This window comes from Pseudomonas sp. MF09150 (assembly GCF_059862355.1).
Genome location: NZ_JCBCUS010000014.1, coordinates 87,448 through 105,643, shown reverse-complemented (window position 1 = coordinate 105,643; position 18,196 = coordinate 87,448). Strand labels below are relative to the sequence as shown.

Genomic DNA, 18,196 nt, shown 5'->3' with positions numbered 1-18,196 from the left:
GCCATAAGCCGAGCCGATGACCCGTCTACTTCGCTTCACCCTGCTGGGCCTGCTCCTGCTGGCCGGACTGTTTGCAAGCCTGGTCTACAGCCTGACGTGGCGCCCGGATGCCAAGGAATCGCTGCCCGTCAGTTGCGCGGCCAAGGCTCCGATCCTGATGCCCGGCCAGGCGCTGAAGGTGATGACCTGGAACGTCCAGTACCTAGCCGGCAAGCGCTATGTGTTCTGGAATGACCAGGCCCAGGGCCCGGATGAAAGCCCCACCACCGAGGACATGGCCTTCAGCCTCGACGAGGTGGCACGGGTTATCCGCGACGAGCAACCCGACATCGTCTTGCTGCAGGAACTGGACAACGGCGCCAAGGCCAGCGCTTACCAGGACCAGCTCAAGCTGTTGCAGGAACGGGTCACCGACCTCTACCCCTGCAGCACCCAGGCCTACGACTGGAAGGCCGACTTCATTCCCTCACCGCATATTTTCGGCAGCGTCGGCCGGCAACTGGCCACCCTGAGCCGCTACCAGATCGAGCACGCCGAACGCCTGCAACTGCCGATCGCCTCCGCCAACCTGCTGAGCCGTCAGTACCAGCCCAGGAACGCCCTGCTGGTGAGCTACCTGCCCCTGACCGACGGCGGGCAGATGGCCATTCTCAACACCCACCTGGAACGGGCGAAACAGGCCGACGAGACCTTGCCCAACCAGGTCACGGCCATCGCCAAGGTGCTCGACATGTTCGAAGGGCGCGGCACGCCCTGGCTGATCGGTGGCGACTTCAACCTGCTGCCCCTGGGCCAGTACCAGCGCCTGGCGCCGGAACAGCGCGCGCCCTACGCCGCCGACAGCGCGCTGCACCTGCTGTGGGACAAATATCCGATGGTGCCGACCAATACCCAGGCCGGCGGCATTGACCGCGAAAACTGGCTGACCCACTACCCCAACGACCCGAGCCTCAGCGGCCCTGACCGCACGGTCGACTACCTGTTCTACAGCCCGCGCATCAAGCGGGTCGAGGCCCGGGTCAGGCAGGACGACACCTTGCGCATCTCCGACCATTTACCGGTGATCGCCCGCTTCCTGCTGCCAGCCGCGCAATAACCCGCGTTTATTGACCGGGCTACTTGCGCGGCTTTGCCCGCGCGGTCGCTTCGGCCACCAGCGGGTCGTCCGGCCAATAGTGTTTCGGGTAGCGGCCCTTCAAGTCTTTTTTCACTTCGGCGTAGGTGCTGCGCCAGAAGTTGGCCAGGTCCTGGGTTACCTGTACCGGACGCCGGGCCGGCGATAACAGGTGCAGCTTGACCACCTGTCGGCCACCGGCGATGCGCGGGGTCTCGGCCAAGCCGAACAGCTCTTGCAGGCGCACCGCGAGAATCGGCGGCTGCTCGCTGTAGTCCAGGCGAATCGACGAACCCGAGGGCACGCTCAAATGCTGCGGCGCCAGCTCGTCGAGGCGTTGCGGCAGCGGCCAGGGCAACTGATTGCGGACGATGCTCGACAGGTCCAGTTGGGCGAAATGACTGAGCCGCGAGACCTTGCCCAGGTACGGCAGCAACCAGTGCTCCAGGCCCTTGAGCAAAGCGCCGTCACTGACATCGGGCCACTCGCTGTCTGACTTGGCGGCAAGGTCCAGTTGCCGCAGCAAGGCCACTCGTGCCTGCCACTGGCGCAACTCCGGGGTCCAGGGCAACAGCTCCAGCCCCTTGCGCCGCACCAGGTTGACCAGCGCCTGGCTGCGCGCCGCCTCGTCCAGCCCGGTCAGGGGTTCGCGACTGAGCACCAGTTCACCAACCTTGCGCTGGCGCTCGGCTCGCAGCACACCTTCGCGCTCATCCCAATCCAGTTGATCGACGGTGCGAACCTGCTCGGCCAAGACCGAATCGAACAGTGCCGGATCGAAATCGGTCGCCAGGTAAATCCGCTCCTCGCGCTGCCCCTGGCGGCTGCCCAGATCGGCAATCACCAGCCAGGCTTGCTTCATCAGGCTGTCGGCCTCGCTGAACAGCGCCGCACGCCCGTTGGCCAGGCGATACTCAGCCCCCCCGGGACGCCGCTGCTGAGCCACGCGATCCGGATAGGCCAGGGCCAGCAAAGCCCCCAGCCAGCGCGGATGCTCGGGGTCCGGCACCGCGACGCTGGCGTTGCCCCGCAGGTAGCCGCGGTACTGTCGCGCCAATTGCCGTGCCCGCTGCACCCCACCCTGGGCACCGCGAGCCGCACGGGCTTCGCCCGACAACAACACCAGGCGGCTGTGCAAGTCGGCACCGGCACCGCGCAGGATGTCCCGTTCGCCAAGCAGCGCGGCCACATCGCAGGCCATGTCCGCCAGCCCCAGGGCCTGGCCGCGCAGCAGCAAATGGGCGATGCGTGGATGGGCCGGCAATTGCGCCATGGCCTGGCCGTGGCGCGATAACGTAGCCTCTTCACCGGCCTTGGCTTCCAGGGCACCGAGGCGCTCCAGCAAGTCCCGGGCCTGGGTGTAAGCCGCAGTGGGCGGCCCATCCAGCCACACCAATTGCCCCGGAGCGACGCCCCAGCGGGCCAGTTGCAGGGCCAGCCCGGCCAGATCCGCCTGGAGGATTTCCGCACTGGCATAGGCCGCCAGTTGCTCATGCTGATCCTCGGACCACAGGCGATAACACACCCCGGGCTCCAGGCGCCCCGCACGGCCGGCACGTTGTGTGGCGCTGGCGCGAGAGATGCGCTGGGTATCGAGACGGGTCATGCCGCTGCCCGGATCGAAGCGCGGCACCCGCGCCAGCCCGGCATCGATCACCACGCGCACGCCGTCGATGGTCAGGCTGGTTTCCGCGATATTGGTGGCCAGCACCACTTTGCGCTGGCCGGCCGGCGCCGGGTCGATGGCCGCACGCTGGGCTGCAAGATCCAGCTCGCCGTGCAGTGGGCACAGCAGGATCTCGCGACGGTCCCCCAGGGCCTCGGCCAGTTGCTGATGCACCCGGCGGATCTCTGCCTGCCCCGGCAGGAACACCAGCAGGCTGCCGGGCTCATCGTTGAGGGCCTCAAGAACGGTCTGCACCACCCGTGGCTCGATAAACTCGCCAGGCTGATAAGGCCGCCCCCAACGCTGGGTCACCGGGAACATGCGCCCTTCGCTGCGCAGGATCGGCGCATCGTCGAGCAGTTGCGACAGGCGCTCGCCTTCCAGGGTGGCCGACATCAGCAGGATCTTCAGCGGTTGCTCATCACGAAACAGCTCGCGGCCATTCAGGCTCAGGGCCAGGGCCAGGTCGGCGTCGAGGCTGCGCTCGTGGTACTCATCGAAAATCAGCAAACCCACGCCATCCAGCGCCGGGTCGTCCTGCAGGCGGCGGGTCAGGATGCCTTCGGTGACCACTTCGATACGGGTGTTGGGGCCGATCTTGCTGTCCAGGCGGATGCGGTAGCCCACGGTTTCACCGACTTTCTCCCCCAGCTCGCTGGCCAGGCGCTCGGCCGCCGCGCGGGCTGCCAGGCGCCGTGGTTCGAGCATCAGGATGGTCTGTCCGGCCAGCCACGCTTCATTCAACAGGGCTAAAGGCACGCGGGTGGTCTTGCCGGCACCCGGCGGTGCTTCGAGCACCGCCTCATTGCGTGTCGCCAGGGCGGCGCGCAGTGCAGGCAAAACTTCATCAATTGGCAAAGAATTCATGCTGGCTCCAAAACAGAGGCGCGAGTATAACGGCGAACTGCCTGGCGTTAATCACGGTCTGAACTCAAACCGACAACGCTTCACCCCCTTTGGCTTCACGCTTTGCTCAGGAGATTTCCATGCGTATTCCCTTCCGTTTGATTGGCGGTGTGCTGGTCGCCACCCTGCTGACCCAGGTCACCGCCTGCGGCTCGATTTTCTTCCCGGATCGACGCGGCCAGATCGAAGGCAAGATCGACCCCCTGGTGGCTGTGCTCGATGCCGTGGGGCTGCTGTTTTACGTGATCCCCGGATTGATCGCCTTCGGCGTCGACTTCGCCACCGGCGCCATCTACCTGGAGCCCGGAAAAACCGCGCAGATCGCCCCGGAAAAACTCCAGCAAGCCATAGGCGCCGACGGCAAAGTCGATAACCGCAAACTGCAGGCGATTCTCGAAAGCGAACTGGGCGGCAGCTTTCCGCTGGATGATCCACGCCTGATCCAGCACAAAGGCAGCGTGCAACAGTTGGCGCTGTACGGCCTGCAGCCTGCGGCCTGAAGCGGCCTCTGAAGGAATTCGCCTCGTATGAGCACTAGTCCGGAACACGCGCGCCTGCTGCGCCTGGCCACCCGCGCATCATTGGCGGTGGCCAGCATCCTGATCGTGGCCAAGGCCGTCGCCTGGTGGCTCAGCGGCTCGGTGAGCCTGCTGGCGGGCCTGACCGATTCGTTGCTCGATGGTGCGGCGTCCTTCCTCAATCTGCTGGCGGTGCATTACGCCCTGCGCCCGGCCGATGACGACCACCGGTATGGCCACGGCAAGGCCGAGTCGCTGTCAGGCATGGCCCAGGCGGTGTTCGTCGCCGCCAGTGCGGTGCTGATCGCGATCCAGGCCATCGAACGCCTGAAAAACCCCGAGCCGCTGGGCGCGCCCTGGGTCGGTATCGGCGTGATGCTGCTGTCCCTGGCCCTGACCGTGGCCTTGCTGATGGTGCAGAGCCGGGTCATCCGCGAAACCGGTTCCACGGCGGTACGGGCCGACTCCCTGCATTACCGTTCGGACTTGCTGCTCAACGCCAGCATCCTGGTGGCGCTGGTGCTCGCCAGTTTCGGCTGGCACCAGCTGGACGCCTGGTTTGGCCTGGCGATCGCCGTCTACATCCTGTGGAGTGCGCTGCAGATAGCCCGCGAGAGCGTGGCCGTGCTGATGGACGAAGAATTGCCGCCGGATGTCAGCCAGCACATGCTCGAACTGGCCTGCGCCGTTCCAGGGGTGCTGGGTGCCCATGACTTGCGCACGCGGATCTCCGGCAGTCACTGGTTCGTGCAATTGCACCTGGAACTGCCGGGGGACTTGAGCCTGTCAGTGGCCCATGGCATCAGCGACCAGGCCGCCGATGCGATCCATGCCGCCTACCCGAGGGCCGAAGTGCTGGTGCACGCCGACCCACAGGAAGTGGTGCTGGCTGCCAGGGGTCAGTAAGTCACCTGATAACCGCGCGAGCTCAGGCAACTGCCCTGGGCCTGGCGGTAGGTCTGCACCACTTCGGGCGCAGGCGGATAGGTGGCCACTGCCGGATCGAAGCCACTTTGCTGCACGGCCCAGCGATAGCAGTCGTAACGGTCCTGATCGATCTGCTGCGGCGATTGCCCGCTGACCGGGTAAGCCACCACGTCATAACCATTGCCCGCCTGTTGCGGCGGCGGGCTGGCCACCGGCGGCTGCACCACCACGTAGTCCTGGGTGTTGGCTTCGTAGGTGTAGTAGGCGCCCGCCGCGAGAAAGAACAGCGCGCTGCCGATCCAGACTTCCCGGGCGTAATCCGGCAAATAACCCACGCGAATGCCATAGGGCGGCGTCACCACGACGTAGCGCGGGCCTTGCGGGCGATACCAATAGCCACCGGAGAAGAAGTAGTCCTGGCCCCGATAAGGCACGCGGTAATTGCGATCCGGAAAACGGTCGATCACATACCCCGGGCGATACTGCGGGCCTGGCCCCCAGCCGTTGCCATGCCCATCCGGGCGCCCCGGCCAGCGATGATCGTCGGCATGTCCGCCGCCCGGACGCGAGCCCGGCCCGCCCGCCTGCCAGTGCTGGTTGTAATCATTGCGTCGCGGCGTGTCCTGGTAGTAGCCGCGCTGCGGCTCCTGGGTCTGGCGCACGGTGTCGGGACGCCCCTGGATCGGCAGGTTGTTCTGCGGGCGGGTTGCCGGCTGCACGGCAGGCTGCTGCACCGGACGGCCCTGGCCGTTTGGATCGTGCTGGGGACGGTTCTGCCATTGTCCACTCGGGTTCTGGCTTCCCGGGTTCTGGCCGTTATGTTCGAACTGGCGGCTGTTATCGCCGCGAATGATCTCATTCTGCGGCCGGGCCTGATTATTCTGAGGACGGTTCTGGTTGTTTTCCGGACGCGGCTGGGCGGGTGCCGGACGCGCCTCTGGCGCATGTTCGCGCTGGCCGCCGCCATTGCCACCACCGGCGCCATGCTGAGGACGTTGTTGTGCCTCATCCCGCTCGTCGGCCAGCGACTGCGCGCTGACACTGATACACAGCAAACCAACACCTGCCAAACGCCAGATGCGCGACTTCATGCTATTCCTCACTGCGGATTAGGGCCTATAGATAAGACTGGAAAAGCACAGGCCGGTTCTGCGACAGGTTATCAGTCACGAGACTTATTTAGGGGCAATAAAAAAGGGGGACCCGTCGGTCCCCCCTTGAGATTTTCGTCCGTGCTCGGCGCTTGTGGCCCCGGCTCACCTCACTCCGTCTTCTGGACAGTGTGTAGCCCGGGGGCCGACTCAACCCTGTGGGGGTGGCGACCGCGGCTGGCCTGATTCGGCGGGCCGCACTGGACTCTATGTCCGGGCAGTGATTCTGGTGTTAAGAATAGGCCTGGAGCGTCGACACAGGATTGCGAAGATTGCTCAAATAAACATAGCTTGCGCAATTTTTAACTCAGGATAGATAATCTGGCGCAATAGTTATGACAAAGGCCTGTTCCATGAGCAAACTCGACCGTTACGACCTGAGCATTTTGGCTGAATTGCAACGCGACGCCCGCATCTCCAACCAGGAGCTGGCCGAGCGTATTGGCCTGTCACCCTCGCCCTGCTCGCGCCGGGTCAAGCAATTGGAGGACGACGGCTACATCTCGCGCCAGGTCGCCCTGCTCGATCGCAAGATGCTCGGCCTGAGCCTGACCGCCTACGTGCTGATCGGCATGGACCGGCACACCCCCGAGCGCTTCGAGAACTTTGAAGCGGCGATCCGCAACCTGCCTCAGGTCCTGGAATGCAGCCTGGTGACCGGCATGGACGCCGACTACCAGCTCAAGGTCGTGGTGCCCGACATGGACCACTATCAGAAACTGCTGCTGGGCCACCTGACCCGCATCGAAGGCGTCACCAGCGTGCGTTCGAGCTTCGTCCTCAACCAGGTACTCAACAGCACCGAACTGCCACTTACCCACCTGCGCGGCTGATTACGCCGCGCCAGCGAGCCTGCCTGTGGCGACGTAACGCACGCAGATCAATGCCCTGCCCATACCCCTTGGCGTATACTCGGCCGGCCTTTTTTGCCCTGCCTGCGCTGGAGATGTTCGATGGATCCTGCAGTTTTCGAAGAATGGATGATGACGGTCCTGGTCAGCATCCTGATCATTTTCATGGCGTTTATCGTCTGGGATCTGGCGAAGAAGTCCAAGGCCGGGCGCTTCGGCTCGTTCATCCTGTTCTTCGTCCTGGGCCTGGGCGTGGCCGCCTTCATTATCAAGAGCGTGGTCATCGGCCTCATCGAGTCCGGGGTTCTATAAACGCGCCGGGACTTCCTTCCACTGCCCCTGATCCAGCCCGTCCAACGTCCAGTCGCCAATCCTGACCCGCACCAGGCGCAGGGTCGGCAGGCCAACCGCAGCGGTCATGCGCCGGACCTGACGGTTGCGCCCCTCGCGAATCACCAACTCCAGCCAACTGGTGGGCACGCTCTTGCGAAAGCGCACCGGCGGATTGCGCGGCCACAGCTCGGGCTCATCAAGGGCTCGGGCCTCGGCGGGCAGGGTTGGGCCGTCATTTAGCTGCACCCCATCGCGCAGTTGCTGCAATTGCTCGGCGCTGGGCACGCCCTCGACTTGTACCCAATAGGTCTTGGCCAACTTGTGCCTGGGGTCGGCGATGCGCGCCTGAAGCTGGCCATCGTTGGTCAGCAGCAACAGGCCCTCGCTGTCACGGTCCAGGCGACCGGCCGGGTAGACGCCCGGTACGGCGATGAAATCCTTGAGGGTCGCTCGCCCTTGCTCATCATTGAATTGGGTCAGCACATCGAAGGGTTTGTTGAACAGAATCAGTTTCGGCTCGGTCGGCGGCGCCTTGGCGATACGGCGCGGCGCCTGGCCGGAAGACGGGCTGTTGCTGCCAGGACGGCGGGAAACGGGACGAGGGGGACGGGGCATGGTGAAAAGGACATTCAGCGATCAGGACCGACAATGCTAGTGGCCTGATCGCCAAATGACCATTCAATAAACACTCAGCGAAATGGCGGCTCGTCGAAGCTGCGCAGTTTGCGCGAGTGCAGCGAGTTGAGGTCGGTGCGCAGCAGGTCCACCGCTGCGATGCCGATCTTCAGGTGCTGGCTGACCGCTCGCTCATAAAAAGCGTTGGCCGAACCCGGCAGTTTGATTTCGCTGTGCAGCGGTTTGTCCGAGACACAGAGCAAGGTGCCGTACGGCACTCGCAGGCGATAGCCCTGGGCGGCAATGGTGCCGCTTTCCATGTCCACGGCCACGGCCCGGGACAAGTTGATCAGCGGTCGTTCCTGAGCCCAGCGCAACTCCCAGTTGCGGTCGTCATAGGTCAGCACGGTGCCGGTGCGCAGGCGTTTTTTCAGGTCGTCGCCCTTCTCCCCGGTGACATTGGCCGCGGCTTGCTGCAAGGCCATCTGCACTTCGGCCAGGGCCGGGATCGGAATATTGGGCGGCACCACCCGGTCCAGAATCCCATCGCGGCGCATATAGGCGTGAGCCAGCACATAGTCACCAATGGTCTGCGACTGCCGCAGGCCACCGCAGTGGCCGATCATCAGCCAGCAATGCGGACGCAGTACCGCCAGGTGATCAGTGATGTTCTTGGCGTTGGACGGGCCGACGCCGATATTCACCAGGGTCACGCCATGGCCATCGGAGGCCTGCAGGTGATAGGCCGGCATCTGGTAGCGGTGCCAGACCACCCCGGCGGCAATCGCCGAGGCTTCGCCGTGGTCCATGGTTTTTTCGATGACCACGTTGCCCGGCAACACCATGCGTACAAAACGCGGATCGCTGCGCAGTTGCTCCAGGCCGTGGGTAATGAACTGGTCGACGTAACGGTGGTAGTTGGTCAGCAGGATCCAGGGCTGCACGTGGCGCCAGTCGCTGCCGGTGTAATGCACCAGGCGCCGCAGGGAAAAGTCCACCCGTGCGGCGTCGAAGAGCGCCAGGGGCAAGGGGTCGGTGTTTTCCCAGTCATACAGGCCGTCGGCAATGCCGTCGGTGGCGGCGGACAGGTCGGTGCTGGGGAAAACCCGCGCCAGTACGGCGGCGGTCACGCCGGAACCGGCCAGCTCATCGCCCTGTTCGACCACATAGGGATACGGAATATTCTGCTCGCTGACGCCCACTTCCACGGTCACGGTGAAGTCGTGCATCAACGGCACCAGTTGCTCCAGCAGGTACTTACGGAACGCCGCCGGATGGGTGACCGTGACACTGTAAGTGCCCGGCAGCTGGACCTTGGCATAGGCCCGGGTGGTTTGCGGGACTTCGCCCTGGCAGAGGTAGGTCAATCGTAATTCGGGGTAGCGAAACTGCGCCCGTTGCTCGGCGGTGGGTTCGACGCGATCCTTGAGATAGCGCTTGAGCGCCTGGCTCAAGGCGGTGGTGGCCCGCTCATGCAGTTGAGCAAGCCGATCCACGGCTTGCTCGGCGGTTTGAACGACAATAAAAGCTTCGGTCACGATAAGCATCCTGTGTTCTGATCTTGCAGGCGTTCATCTTGCCTGCATCGCCGCCTCACGGGAACCGCCCAATCGCTACCAGCGCCCAAGGTTGATCAAAAGGATTGGGGCGTGCAGCGTGCCACTATCGCCGCGACATCCAGGCCCCGCGGCAAGGTGCCGTAGACGCGCCCGGCATTGCCCAGGCGACTGGCGATAAAGGCATCACTGACGGCCGCATTGCCCGCCTCCAGCAACAGCTTGGCCTGCAACCCGAGCGCAATGTCTTCAGTGAGCTGCCGCGCGCGGTACTGGATATCGTCGGTGTCCTTGAACGCCTGTTGCAGCGTGGTGATATGAGCGGCCAGGCGTTTATCGCCATGACCATCGCCAAGCTCGGCGAACAACACATCCAGCACCCCAGGCTCTTTCGACAGGGCACGCAGCACATCGAGGCACTGCACATTGCCCGAGCCTTCCCAGGTCGAGTTGACCGGCGCCTCGCGGTACAGCCGCGGCAGGATGCTTTCTTCCACGTACCCGGCGCCGCCCATGCACTCGGCGGCTTCGTTGATCATGGCCGGCGCCCGCTTGCAGATCCAATACTTGCCCACTGCCGTCACCAGCCGCGAGAACTTGGCCTCCTGGCCATCATCCAGGTGATCCAGGGCCCGTCCCATGCGCAGGCTCAAGGCCAGGGCCGCTTCGCTTTCCAGGGCCAGATCGGCGAGGACGTTCTGCATCAGCGGCTGCTCGGCGAGCACCCGGCCACCCACCAGCCGATGGGCGCAATGATGGCTGGCCTGGGTCAGCGCCTGGCGCATCAGTGAGCTGGAGCCGACCATGCAATCGAAACGGGTCATGGCCACCATCTCGATGATGGTCGGCACCCCGCGACCTTCCTCGCCCACCATCCATGCCAGGGCGCCGCGGAACTCCACTTCGCTGGAAGCATTGGAGCAGTTGCCAAGCTTGTTTTTCAGGCGCTGGATATAGAACTGATTGCGGCTGTCATCAGGGCGATGCCGGGGCAGCAGGAAACAGGTCAGGCCCTTTTCGGTCTGGGCCAGGGTCAGGAAGGCATCGCACATCGGCGCCGAACAGAACCACTTGTGCCCTACCAGCTCATAGGCCTGCCCGGGACCACCCGCTCCCACCGGATAAGCTTTGGTGGTGTTGGCCCGTACATCGGTGCCGCCCTGTTTCTCGGTCATCGCCATGCCGATGGTCACACCGGCCTTGTGCGCGATGCCGACGTTGCGCGGGTCGTACTCGGTGGCCAGCACCTTGGGCAGCCATTGCTCGGCCAGGTCGGGCTGCAGCTTCAACGCCGGGACGCAGGCAAAGGTCATGGTCAGGGGGCAACCGCTGCCGGCCTCGGCCTGGCTGTGCAGGTAAGTCATCGCGGCGCGAGCCACGTGGGCGCCGGGCTGGGCGTCGGTCCAGGGCAGCGACGGTAAACCATGTTCGACGGCAGTACGCATCAACTGGTGATAGGCCGGATGAAACTCCACTAGGTCCAGGCGATGCCCAAAGCGATCATGGCTGACAAACACCGGCTTGTTCTGATTGGCCAGGAAACCCGCCTCCATCAGCGGGCCACCGGCCAGCGCCCCATAGGCATCGATCCGCGGCTCGGCCCAGGCGCCGCCAAAACGCCGGGTCCACTCTTGCAGGGGCAGGTCGATACGATACAGGTTGATGCCATCCAGAGACGGCGGCTGGTTCGTAACTTCGTGGGTTTCAGCGAACTGGTGCAGGTTCATGACGGGGCTCCTGAAGGCGTGACTGGCCTCAGTTAAGCACCCCACTCCCGGGGTTCAAAGTGTCATATACGCCTAAATATCGGCACTTTCACCCTGCTCAGGACAGAGCACACGCTTGAACAGCACCACCTGCAACTCCTCGAATTTCACCGGCCGGGCCACGTGTTCGATCCAGCCATAAGCCGTGCAATGTTCGCGCTCGGCAGCATGGGTGCAAGCCAGCGCCACCAGCACCGGCAACCTGGCGCAACCAGGCAAGGCCTGCACCTGGGCGCTGAACGCCGTGGCGTCCTGGGCGCTGATCTGGCAATCAAGCAGCACCCCATCCACCTTCTCCACCCGCAGCTGCTCCAGGGCCTGGGCGGTGCTGTCGACGCTGAGCACCCGGTAACCGAGCTTGAGCAACATGCCACGCACCACCAACTGATTGATGCTGTTGTCATCCACCAGCAGCATCGTGCAATCCTCCGGCACCCGCCGGCACACCGAGCGCGCCTGGAACACCGAAGGGGTGTGCAGAGCGGGACTGACGTCCACCTCGAACTCGACCTCCAGGCGGAAGCAACTGCCGCGCCCCGGCTCGGACTCATGGGTCAGGTGGCCCCCCATCAGCTCAATCAACTGCCGGCAAATGGCCAGACCCACACCCAACCCGCCATATTCCCGGGTCATTGAGCTGTCGAGCTGGAAAAACCGCTGGTACAGGGTCGCCTCGTCCAGATTGACGAAGCCGATCCCGGTGTCGATCACGGCCAAGGTCAGCGCCTGGCGCCCATCAACCTCCGGCTTGGCGGTGATACGCAGGACCACTCCACCGACACGGGTAAATTTGATGGCATTGTCCAGCAGGCACTCCAGGCATTGATTGAGCTTGCCGCGATCACCCAGCAGGCGGTCCGGCACCCCGGCCGCCAGGTCGACATCGAACCCCAGGGCCTTGCCCGAGGCATTGGCCGCAAACTGCAGGCGCAGGCCATCAACCATCGAACGCAGGCTGAACGACTCGCGCTGCGCGCTGAGCTTGCCAGCCTGCAATTCGGTCAGGGTGAGGATGCCGTTGACCATGCGCATCATGTCCCGCGCCGAGCCGGCAGCGGTTTGTTGATATTGCTCAAGCTCCGGATCCAGATCGAGGGTCTGCATCAGTTCCAGGGAGCCGATCACCCCATTCATCGGGGTGCGCAATTCGTGGGTCAGGGTGGCCAGGAACTCGTCCTTGAGCCGATTGCTGTGGGCCAGTTGCTGGTTCAGCACTTCAAGCTTCTGCCCGGCATCGAACAGGGTCTGCGCCTGCTGCTCGCGCATCGAGTTGATACGGTCGGCCAGGGCCAGGGACAGCAGCGCCACCTCGATCGCCGAACCGATCTGGCTGGCGTACATGGTCAGGAACACGTTAGGCAGGTAACCGAGCACCATCAGGGTGTTGATCACCCCGCCGAACAGAAACGCCGACCAGGCGATGATGAAATAGCGCGCCACGCGCAAGCCTCGGTACCAGACCACAATCCCGGAAACGAAGATCACCACGGTAAAGATCAGGGCCAGGCCGGTCGCCAGGCGCAAGGCCAGGGCGTAGCTGGTCATCAGCGACAGGCCCAGCACCACGGCGCTGCAGGCGATCAGCACTAACAACAGGCGATCAACCCAACGGCTGTGGCTTGAGGTCTGCAGGAAACTGCGGGCGAACTGGCTGCCGAACAGCGCGGCCGAGGCGATGAAGAATGGCGTGGCGGCGTTGGCCCACCATGGGTTGTTCGGCCAGAAATACTCGACCGCCGCGCCGTTGACCGAGAGCTGGTACAGGCCAAACGAGGCGATATAGAAGATGTAGTAGAGGTAGCTGGTGTCGCGCACGCTGAGGTAGATGAACAGGTTGTAGATCAGCATCCCCAGCAGCACGCCGTAAATCAGGCCCAGTACGTACAGGCGCATCGGCTGCGCCTCGAGGTAGGCGGTGCTCGACCAGAGAGTCAGCGGGGCCTGGATCGAACCCTCGCTTTGCAGGCGCAGGAACACCGTCTTGTGCTCGTTGGGCGCAAAACTCAGGTCGAACAGGTAGTTGTTCTGGCGGATCTGCCGGCTGTCGAAGGGCAAGGCGTCGCCCGTTCGGCCAGCCAGGCGGTAGCCGGAGCCTTCATCGGGCAGATAGAGATCGAGATGATCCAGCGGTGGGTAAGCCAGTTCCAGCAACCAGGTGCGCTGTGCAGTGGGGTTGCCGGGCCGGTAATCCAGGTCGACTTTCAACCAGAAAACCGAGTGCGAGTAACCGGCATTGAGGGTGGGCTTTTCGTGGGTTTTGAAATTGCCAGCCAAAGCCTGTGAACTGACTTCGGCGATGGTCGCCTCGCCACTCACATCTTCGAACACCTGCATGACCTGGCCCAAGGGCAGGCGTTGAGTGAACTCGTCGAACTCGACCGCGCCAGCCAACATCGGCACACACAACAGCAACATCAACAAATAGCGCATAAAGCCCCAGCGTGGCCTGTCCGGTTGTGTCAAAAAGCCCCCATTCCTTTTGAGCAGACGTAAAACCGGCATTACCTGTTATTGGTTTGGATCCACTCTAGCATAGCCGCTGATGGCCATTGAGCACCATTGAAAATTTTAGTCTAAAGGCTCTAGAACGGGCATTTCAGAGCTATCCATTGAGCTAGAGCTGTTCGTTCAGTCAAGTCGATTCATGGGAAGCTGCGACTCGGCGCAAAGGCGCGCCGAGAGCCGCGAAAAAAAACGTTTGGTGGTAAGCTCGCGCACCATGAATATCTACAGCTCTCGCCCCGTTGTCCTCTGTCTCTCCGGCCACGACCCAAGTGGTGGCGCCGGCTTGCAGGCAGATATCGAAGCCCTGCTCGCCCAGGGTTGTCATGCAGCTCCGGCTGTGACCGCGCTGACCGTGCAAGACACGGTCAACGTCAGCGACTTCCGGGTCCTGGATCGTGAGTGGGTACTGGCGCAAGCCAACGCCGTGCTCAATGATTCGACCGTGGCCGCGGTCAAGCTCGGCATGCTCGGTTCCCTGGAGATGGTCGACACCGTAGTCGAACTGCTCCAGGCGCATCCGCATTTGCCGATGGTCTGCGACCCGGTGCTCAGGGCCGGCGGCGGCGGGCGCCTGGGTAAGGATGAAGTCGGCTATGCCATGCGCGAGCGCCTGTTGCCGATGGCCACCATTGCCACTCCCAACCTCCCTGAAGCACGAATCCTGGCCGAATTGCCCGAAGGCACCGCCGATCAGTGCGCTGAAAAACTCCTGCCGTTCGTCAAACACCTGCTGATCACCGGCGGCCATGGCGACGAGCACCAGGTGCATAATCGTCTATATAGTCGCGACGGCCTGCGTGAAACCTACACCTGCCAGCGGCTGCCCGGCAGCTATCACGGCTCCGGCTGCACACTGGCCAGCGCCCTGGCAGGCCGCCTGGCCCAAGGGGAACACTTGGCCAGCGCAGTGAAAACCGCCCTGGATTATACCTGGCGCACCCTGCGCGACGCCGAACAACTGGGCAAAGGCCAGTTCGTACCGCGCCGCCTACCCCTGGATTTCTGCTCGTAACGCCTTGAGGCTTTCAATGAAACTACGTGGCCTGTACGCCATCACCGACAGCCAATTGTTGGCCGGCAAGTTTCTGCAGTACGTGGAGGCCGCGCTGGATGGCGGCGTGACGCTGCTGCAATACCGCGACAAGAGCAACGACGAGGCCCGTCGCCTGCGCGAGGCCGAGACCCTGCAGCGACTGTGCGAGCGCTACACGACCCAACTGATCATCAACGACGACGCCGAGCTGGCGGCGCGCATTGGTGTCGGCGTGCACCTGGGCCAGACCGATGGTCCGTTGACGCCCGCCCGGGCCCTGCTCGGGCGCAAGGCAATCATCGGCTCGACCTGCCACAGCCAACTCGCACTCGCCGAGCAGGCCGCCAAGGAAGGCGCAAGCTATGTCGCCTTTGGCCGCTTTTTCAACTCCAGCACCAAGCCCGGCGCACCGAGCGCCGACCTTGAACTGCTGGACCAGGCCCGCGCCAGCCTGCACCTGCCGATCTGCGTGATCGGCGGCATCACCCTCGACAACGCCGCGCCACTGGTGGCCCATGGCGCCGACCTGCTGGCGGTGGTCCACGGCCTGTTTGGTGCATCGAGCACCCAGGAAGTGACGCGCCGCGCCCGCGCCTTCAACGACTTATTCAATTGCTGATTGCTGAGAGCCCGATCATGTCCCGTTCCGAAACTCTGTTTGCCAATGCCCAGAAACACATCCCCGGCGGCGTGAATTCGCCCGTTCGTGCGTTCAAGAGCGTTGGCGGTACCCCGTTGTTCTTCAAGCACGCCGAAGGCGCCTACGTCACTGACGAAGATGACAAGCGTTATGTCGATTACGTTGGCTCGTGGGGCCCGATGATCCTCGGCCACAGCCACCCGGACGTGCTGGACGCGGTACGCAAGCAGCTGGAGCATGGCCTGTCCTACGGCGCGCCGACGGCCATGGAAACCGAGATGGCGGACCTGGTCTGCTCCATCGTGCCGTCGATGGAGATGGTGCGCATGGTCAGCTCCGGCACCGAAGCCACCATGAGCGCCATCCGCCTGGCCCGGGGTTTCACCGGCCGCGACAGCATCATCAAGTTCGAAGGCTGCTACCACGGTCACTCCGACAGCCTGCTGGTAAAAGCCGGTTCCGGCGCGCTGACCCAGGGCGTTCCAAGCTCGGCCGGTGTTCCTGCAGCGTTTGCCAAACACACCCTGACGCTGCCGTTCAACGATATCGCTGCGCTCGAGAAGATGCTGGGCGAAGTCGGCCAGGAAGTGGCCTGCATTATCGTCGAGCCAGTGGCTGGCAACATGAACTGCGTGCCACCGGCGCCGGGCTTTCTCGAAGGCCTGCGCAGCCTGTGCGACCAGCACGGCGTGGTGCTGATTTTCGATGAAGTGATGACCGGCTTCCGGGTCGCCCTCGGCGGCGCCCAGGCCCATTACGGCGTGACTCCGGACCTGAGCACCTTCGGCAAGATCATTGGCGGCGGCATGCCGGTCGGCTGCTTCGGCGGCAAGCGCGAGATCATGCACCACATCGCCCCGCTGGGCCCGGTCTACCAGGCCGGCACCCTGTCGGGCAACCCGCTGGCCATGGCTGCCGGCCTGACCACCTTGCGCCTGATCAGCCGCCCGGGCTTCCACGCCGAACTCAGCGACTACACCAGCCGCCTGCTCGACGGCCTGCAACAGCGTGCCGATGCCGCAGGCATACCGTTCGTCACCACTCAGGCAGGCGGCATGTTCGGCCTGTACTTCAGTGGCGCCGACGACATCGTCACCTTTGACGACGTCATGGCCAGCGACGCCAACCTGTTCAAGCGCTTCTTCCACCTGATGCTCGAAGGTGGCGTGTACCTGGCGCCGAGCGCCTTCGAGGCCGGCTTCACCTCGATCGCCCACGGCGATGCCGAGTTGAAACTGACCCTGGACGCCGCAGAACGCGCATTTGCCGCATTGAAGTAAAGCCCGCCTCAACCGCCGCCAGCATTTGCGGGCGGCGGTTGTACCTCGTCACTCGCTGTTTGCGCCCCGCAAAGCAATAAATCCGCCGAAAGCTGCGGATATAGCGCCCGCGCAGCAGAAAAACGAGTAAAGACTTTGTAAGGTTGGCCCTGCTTATTTCATAATGCGCGCTTATTGGATCCCTCGATGGGTCCGCGTGCCCTCCAGAGGTAAGTCGATTCCCATGAACCGCACCGGCCGCGCCCTTGCATTGGGCTGCCTGTTGCTCCTTCAGCCCCTGCTCGCGCACGCACAAGCGGGCGGCAACTCGTTGTTGATCCCAGCGATGGGTCGCTGCACCCTGAATACTCAGCCGCAAGACCTGGCCGAGGCGCTCGCCGCCTGCCAGAAAGCGTCCGATGAAGGCGATGCACAAGCACAGTACGAGTTGGGCGAGTTCTATTACGAGGGCAAGGGCGCACCGCGCGACCTCAACCTGGCCCTCAGCTACTTCGAGAAAGCCTCACTGCAAGGCCACGCCCAGGCACAGTTCAAGCTTGGAACCATGTTTTTCCACGGTGAAGGCGTACCCGCCAATAACGTCCAGGCGTATATCGTGCTGAAAATGGCGGCGGTCAACGGTGCCGAAGATGCGCTGGATACGGCCGACGAAGTCGCCGAGCACATGCAGCGTGATGAACTGGAAGTAGCGACCCAGGTGCTGGGGCAGATCTTCCGCAAATACCTGATGGAGCTGCAGAGCGCCGACGGGCGTTCGCCCTTCTCCCCTCTGCCCTGAGCTGTATTCAGGGAGTGCAGCACTCCCCTCGAGCCGATCACGGCACTTACCTTAATGAATCGCAGGGGTAGATTTGCGTCTGCCTTGCTGTCGAGCGAGGGTACACGCCCTCGCTCAGCAACTGTGCCGATACTACTTTTCGGGCATCGGCATCGGGAACGGCATGACGTTGCTCATGCCGCGGGCTTCGCTGATCTTCGGTGTGCCCAGACGCTCCACTTCGTCGATGCGCACGATGGAATGCATCGGCACAAAACTGCGGACCACGCCTTCGAACTGCGCCTTGAGCTTCTCTTCGCTCGGATCGACGACCACCTGGGTGCGCTCGCCAAAGACGAACTCTTCCACCTCCAGGAAACCCCACAGATCACTTTGATAGATCTGCTTGGCGTACATTTCGAACACCTGGCCCTGGTTGAGGAAAATCACCTTATAGATTGGAGCTTCACGTTTGGTCATGGTGGGCGGGTAACACATCGGGGGATATAAAAGAGGGCGCGAACTATAGCATGGCACCCGATGCACAGTGCTAGGAACCTATCGGCATGCCCCCTATA

Annotated in this window: 16 protein-coding genes; 9 read left to right on the top strand and 7 right to left on the bottom strand. The window is 63.4% G+C overall.

The window, feature by feature from the left end:
• The first annotated feature begins 16 nt into the window (after positions 1–16).
• A complete protein-coding gene (locus AC19YX_RS32355; protein WP_500607843.1) occupies positions 17–1,096 on the top strand; it encodes an endonuclease/exonuclease/phosphatase family protein in 1,080 nt (359 codons plus the stop codon).
• A 19-nt stretch (positions 1,097–1,115) separates the two neighbouring features.
• Here the strand turns inward: AC19YX_RS32355 and hrpB are convergent, their stop codons facing one another.
• Positions 1,116–3,647 (bottom strand): ATP-dependent helicase HrpB, encoded by a 2,532-nt coding sequence (gene hrpB / locus AC19YX_RS32350; RefSeq protein ID WP_500607842.1) that lies wholly within the window; start codon positions 3,645–3,647, stop codon positions 1,116–1,118.
• 119 nt (positions 3,648–3,766) lie between these two features.
• Between hrpB and pmcY the strand changes: the two genes are divergently transcribed.
• Positions 3,767–4,186: a periplasmic Zn2+ metallochaperone PmcY gene (gene pmcY / locus AC19YX_RS32345; protein WP_020295310.1), complete on the top strand. Its 420-nt coding sequence runs from the start codon at positions 3,767–3,769 to the stop codon at positions 4,184–4,186.
• 27 nt (positions 4,187–4,213) lie between these two features.
• Positions 4,214–5,110 (top strand): cation diffusion facilitator family transporter, encoded by an 897-nt coding sequence (locus AC19YX_RS32340; RefSeq protein WP_201128141.1) that lies wholly within the window; start codon positions 4,214–4,216, stop codon positions 5,108–5,110.
• On the opposite strand, the gene AC19YX_RS32335 is transcribed toward AC19YX_RS32340, so the two are convergent.
• Positions 5,104–6,222: a DUF6515 family protein gene (locus AC19YX_RS32335; protein ID WP_500607841.1), complete on the bottom strand. Its 1,119-nt coding sequence runs from the start codon at positions 6,220–6,222 to the stop codon at positions 5,104–5,106. The genes AC19YX_RS32340 and AC19YX_RS32335 overlap by 7 nt on opposite strands.
• Before the next feature lie 413 nt (positions 6,223–6,635).
• On the opposite strand from AC19YX_RS32335, the gene AC19YX_RS32330 reads away from it, so the two are divergent.
• Positions 6,636–7,115, top strand: coding sequence for an Lrp/AsnC family transcriptional regulator (locus AC19YX_RS32330; RefSeq protein ID WP_020295307.1), 480 nt, complete (start codon positions 6,636–6,638; stop codon positions 7,113–7,115).
• A gap of 120 nt (positions 7,116–7,235) precedes the next feature.
• Entirely contained in the window at positions 7,236–7,445 is a 210-nt protein-coding gene (locus AC19YX_RS32325; RefSeq protein WP_020295306.1) for a DUF2788 domain-containing protein, read from the top strand.
• On the opposite strand, the gene AC19YX_RS32320 is transcribed toward AC19YX_RS32325, so the two are convergent.
• From AC19YX_RS32320 to AC19YX_RS32305, 4 genes are all read right to left on the bottom strand, one after another.
• The gene (locus tag AC19YX_RS32320) at positions 7,440–8,006 is read right to left on the bottom strand and encodes a pseudouridine synthase (RefSeq protein ID WP_201132075.1); all 567 of its coding nucleotides are present in this window, start codon (positions 8,004–8,006) and stop codon (positions 7,440–7,442) included. The two genes, AC19YX_RS32325 and AC19YX_RS32320, sit on opposite strands and share 6 nt — an antisense overlap.
• Before the next feature lie 149 nt (positions 8,007–8,155).
• Positions 8,156–9,628 carry an AMP nucleosidase gene (gene amn, locus AC19YX_RS32315; RefSeq protein ID WP_201128143.1) on the bottom strand — a complete coding sequence of 491 codons (1,473 nt, stop codon included), beginning with the start codon at positions 9,626–9,628 and terminating at the stop codon, positions 8,156–8,158.
• 86 nt (positions 9,629–9,714) lie between these two features.
• Complete coding sequence (locus AC19YX_RS32310; RefSeq protein ID WP_500607840.1) at positions 9,715–11,364, bottom strand: acyl-CoA dehydrogenase family protein; 1,650 nt, start codon at positions 11,362–11,364, stop codon at positions 9,715–9,717.
• 72 nt (positions 11,365–11,436) lie between these two features.
• Positions 11,437–13,833 carry a hybrid sensor histidine kinase/response regulator gene (locus tag AC19YX_RS32305; protein ID WP_500607839.1) on the bottom strand — a complete coding sequence of 799 codons (2,397 nt, stop codon included), beginning with the start codon at positions 13,831–13,833 and terminating at the stop codon, positions 11,437–11,439.
• Positions 13,834–14,122: 289 nt separating this feature from the next.
• Between AC19YX_RS32305 and AC19YX_RS32300 the strand changes: the two genes are divergently transcribed.
• The 4 genes from AC19YX_RS32300 to AC19YX_RS32285 all read left to right on the top strand — a co-directional run bounded on the left by AC19YX_RS32300 (position 14,123) and on the right by AC19YX_RS32285 (position 17,639).
• Positions 14,123–14,920, top strand: coding sequence for a hydroxymethylpyrimidine/phosphomethylpyrimidine kinase (locus AC19YX_RS32300; RefSeq protein WP_078471819.1), 798 nt, complete (start codon positions 14,123–14,125; stop codon positions 14,918–14,920).
• A 16-nt stretch (positions 14,921–14,936) separates the two neighbouring features.
• Positions 14,937–15,560 (top strand): thiamine phosphate synthase, encoded by a 624-nt coding sequence (gene thiE, locus AC19YX_RS32295; protein WP_201128151.1) that lies wholly within the window; start codon positions 14,937–14,939, stop codon positions 15,558–15,560.
• 17 nt (positions 15,561–15,577) lie between these two features.
• Positions 15,578–16,861, top strand: coding sequence for a glutamate-1-semialdehyde 2,1-aminomutase (gene hemL, locus AC19YX_RS32290; protein WP_500607838.1), 1,284 nt, complete (start codon positions 15,578–15,580; stop codon positions 16,859–16,861).
• 223 nt (positions 16,862–17,084) lie between these two features.
• Entirely contained in the window at positions 17,085–17,639 is a 555-nt protein-coding gene (locus AC19YX_RS32285; RefSeq protein ID WP_020295298.1) for a tetratricopeptide repeat protein, read from the top strand.
• Between the two features lie 132 nt (positions 17,640–17,771).
• Here AC19YX_RS32285 and AC19YX_RS32280 read toward each other — a convergent pair whose 3' ends face one another.
• Positions 17,772–18,098 carry a DUF1820 family protein gene (locus tag AC19YX_RS32280; RefSeq protein ID WP_020295297.1) on the bottom strand — a complete coding sequence of 109 codons (327 nt, stop codon included), beginning with the start codon at positions 18,096–18,098 and terminating at the stop codon, positions 17,772–17,774.
• Positions 18,099–18,196: the final 98 nt, after the last annotated feature.

Coding starts and splice junctions, on each gene's coding strand:
- AC19YX_RS32355 (WP_500607843.1), top strand. CDS start 17: ATGACCCGTCTACTTCGCTTCACCCTGCTGGGCCTGCTCCTGCTGGCC.
- hrpB (WP_500607842.1), bottom strand. CDS start 3,647: ATGAATTCTTTGCCAATTGATGAAGTTTTGCCTGCACTGCGCGCCGCC.
- pmcY (WP_020295310.1), top strand. CDS start 3,767: ATGCGTATTCCCTTCCGTTTGATTGGCGGTGTGCTGGTCGCCACCCTG.
- AC19YX_RS32340 (WP_201128141.1), top strand. CDS start 4,214: ATGAGCACTAGTCCGGAACACGCGCGCCTGCTGCGCCTGGCCACCCGC.
- AC19YX_RS32335 (WP_500607841.1), bottom strand. CDS start 6,222: ATGAAGTCGCGCATCTGGCGTTTGGCAGGTGTTGGTTTGCTGTGTATC.
- AC19YX_RS32330 (WP_020295307.1), top strand. CDS start 6,636: ATGAGCAAACTCGACCGTTACGACCTGAGCATTTTGGCTGAATTGCAA.
- AC19YX_RS32325 (WP_020295306.1), top strand. CDS start 7,236: ATGGATCCTGCAGTTTTCGAAGAATGGATGATGACGGTCCTGGTCAGC.
- amn (WP_201128143.1), bottom strand. CDS start 9,628: ATGCTTATCGTGACCGAAGCTTTTATTGTCGTTCAAACCGCCGAGCAA.
- AC19YX_RS32310 (WP_500607840.1), bottom strand. CDS start 11,364: ATGAACCTGCACCAGTTCGCTGAAACCCACGAAGTTACGAACCAGCCG.
- AC19YX_RS32305 (WP_500607839.1), bottom strand. CDS start 13,833: ATGCGCTATTTGTTGATGTTGCTGTTGTGTGTGCCGATGTTGGCTGGC.
- AC19YX_RS32300 (WP_078471819.1), top strand. CDS start 14,123: ATGAATATCTACAGCTCTCGCCCCGTTGTCCTCTGTCTCTCCGGCCAC.
- thiE (WP_201128151.1), top strand. CDS start 14,937: ATGAAACTACGTGGCCTGTACGCCATCACCGACAGCCAATTGTTGGCC.
- hemL (WP_500607838.1), top strand. CDS start 15,578: ATGTCCCGTTCCGAAACTCTGTTTGCCAATGCCCAGAAACACATCCCC.
- AC19YX_RS32285 (WP_020295298.1), top strand. CDS start 17,085: ATGAACCGCACCGGCCGCGCCCTTGCATTGGGCTGCCTGTTGCTCCTT.
- AC19YX_RS32280 (WP_020295297.1), bottom strand. CDS start 18,098: ATGACCAAACGTGAAGCTCCAATCTATAAGGTGATTTTCCTCAACCAG.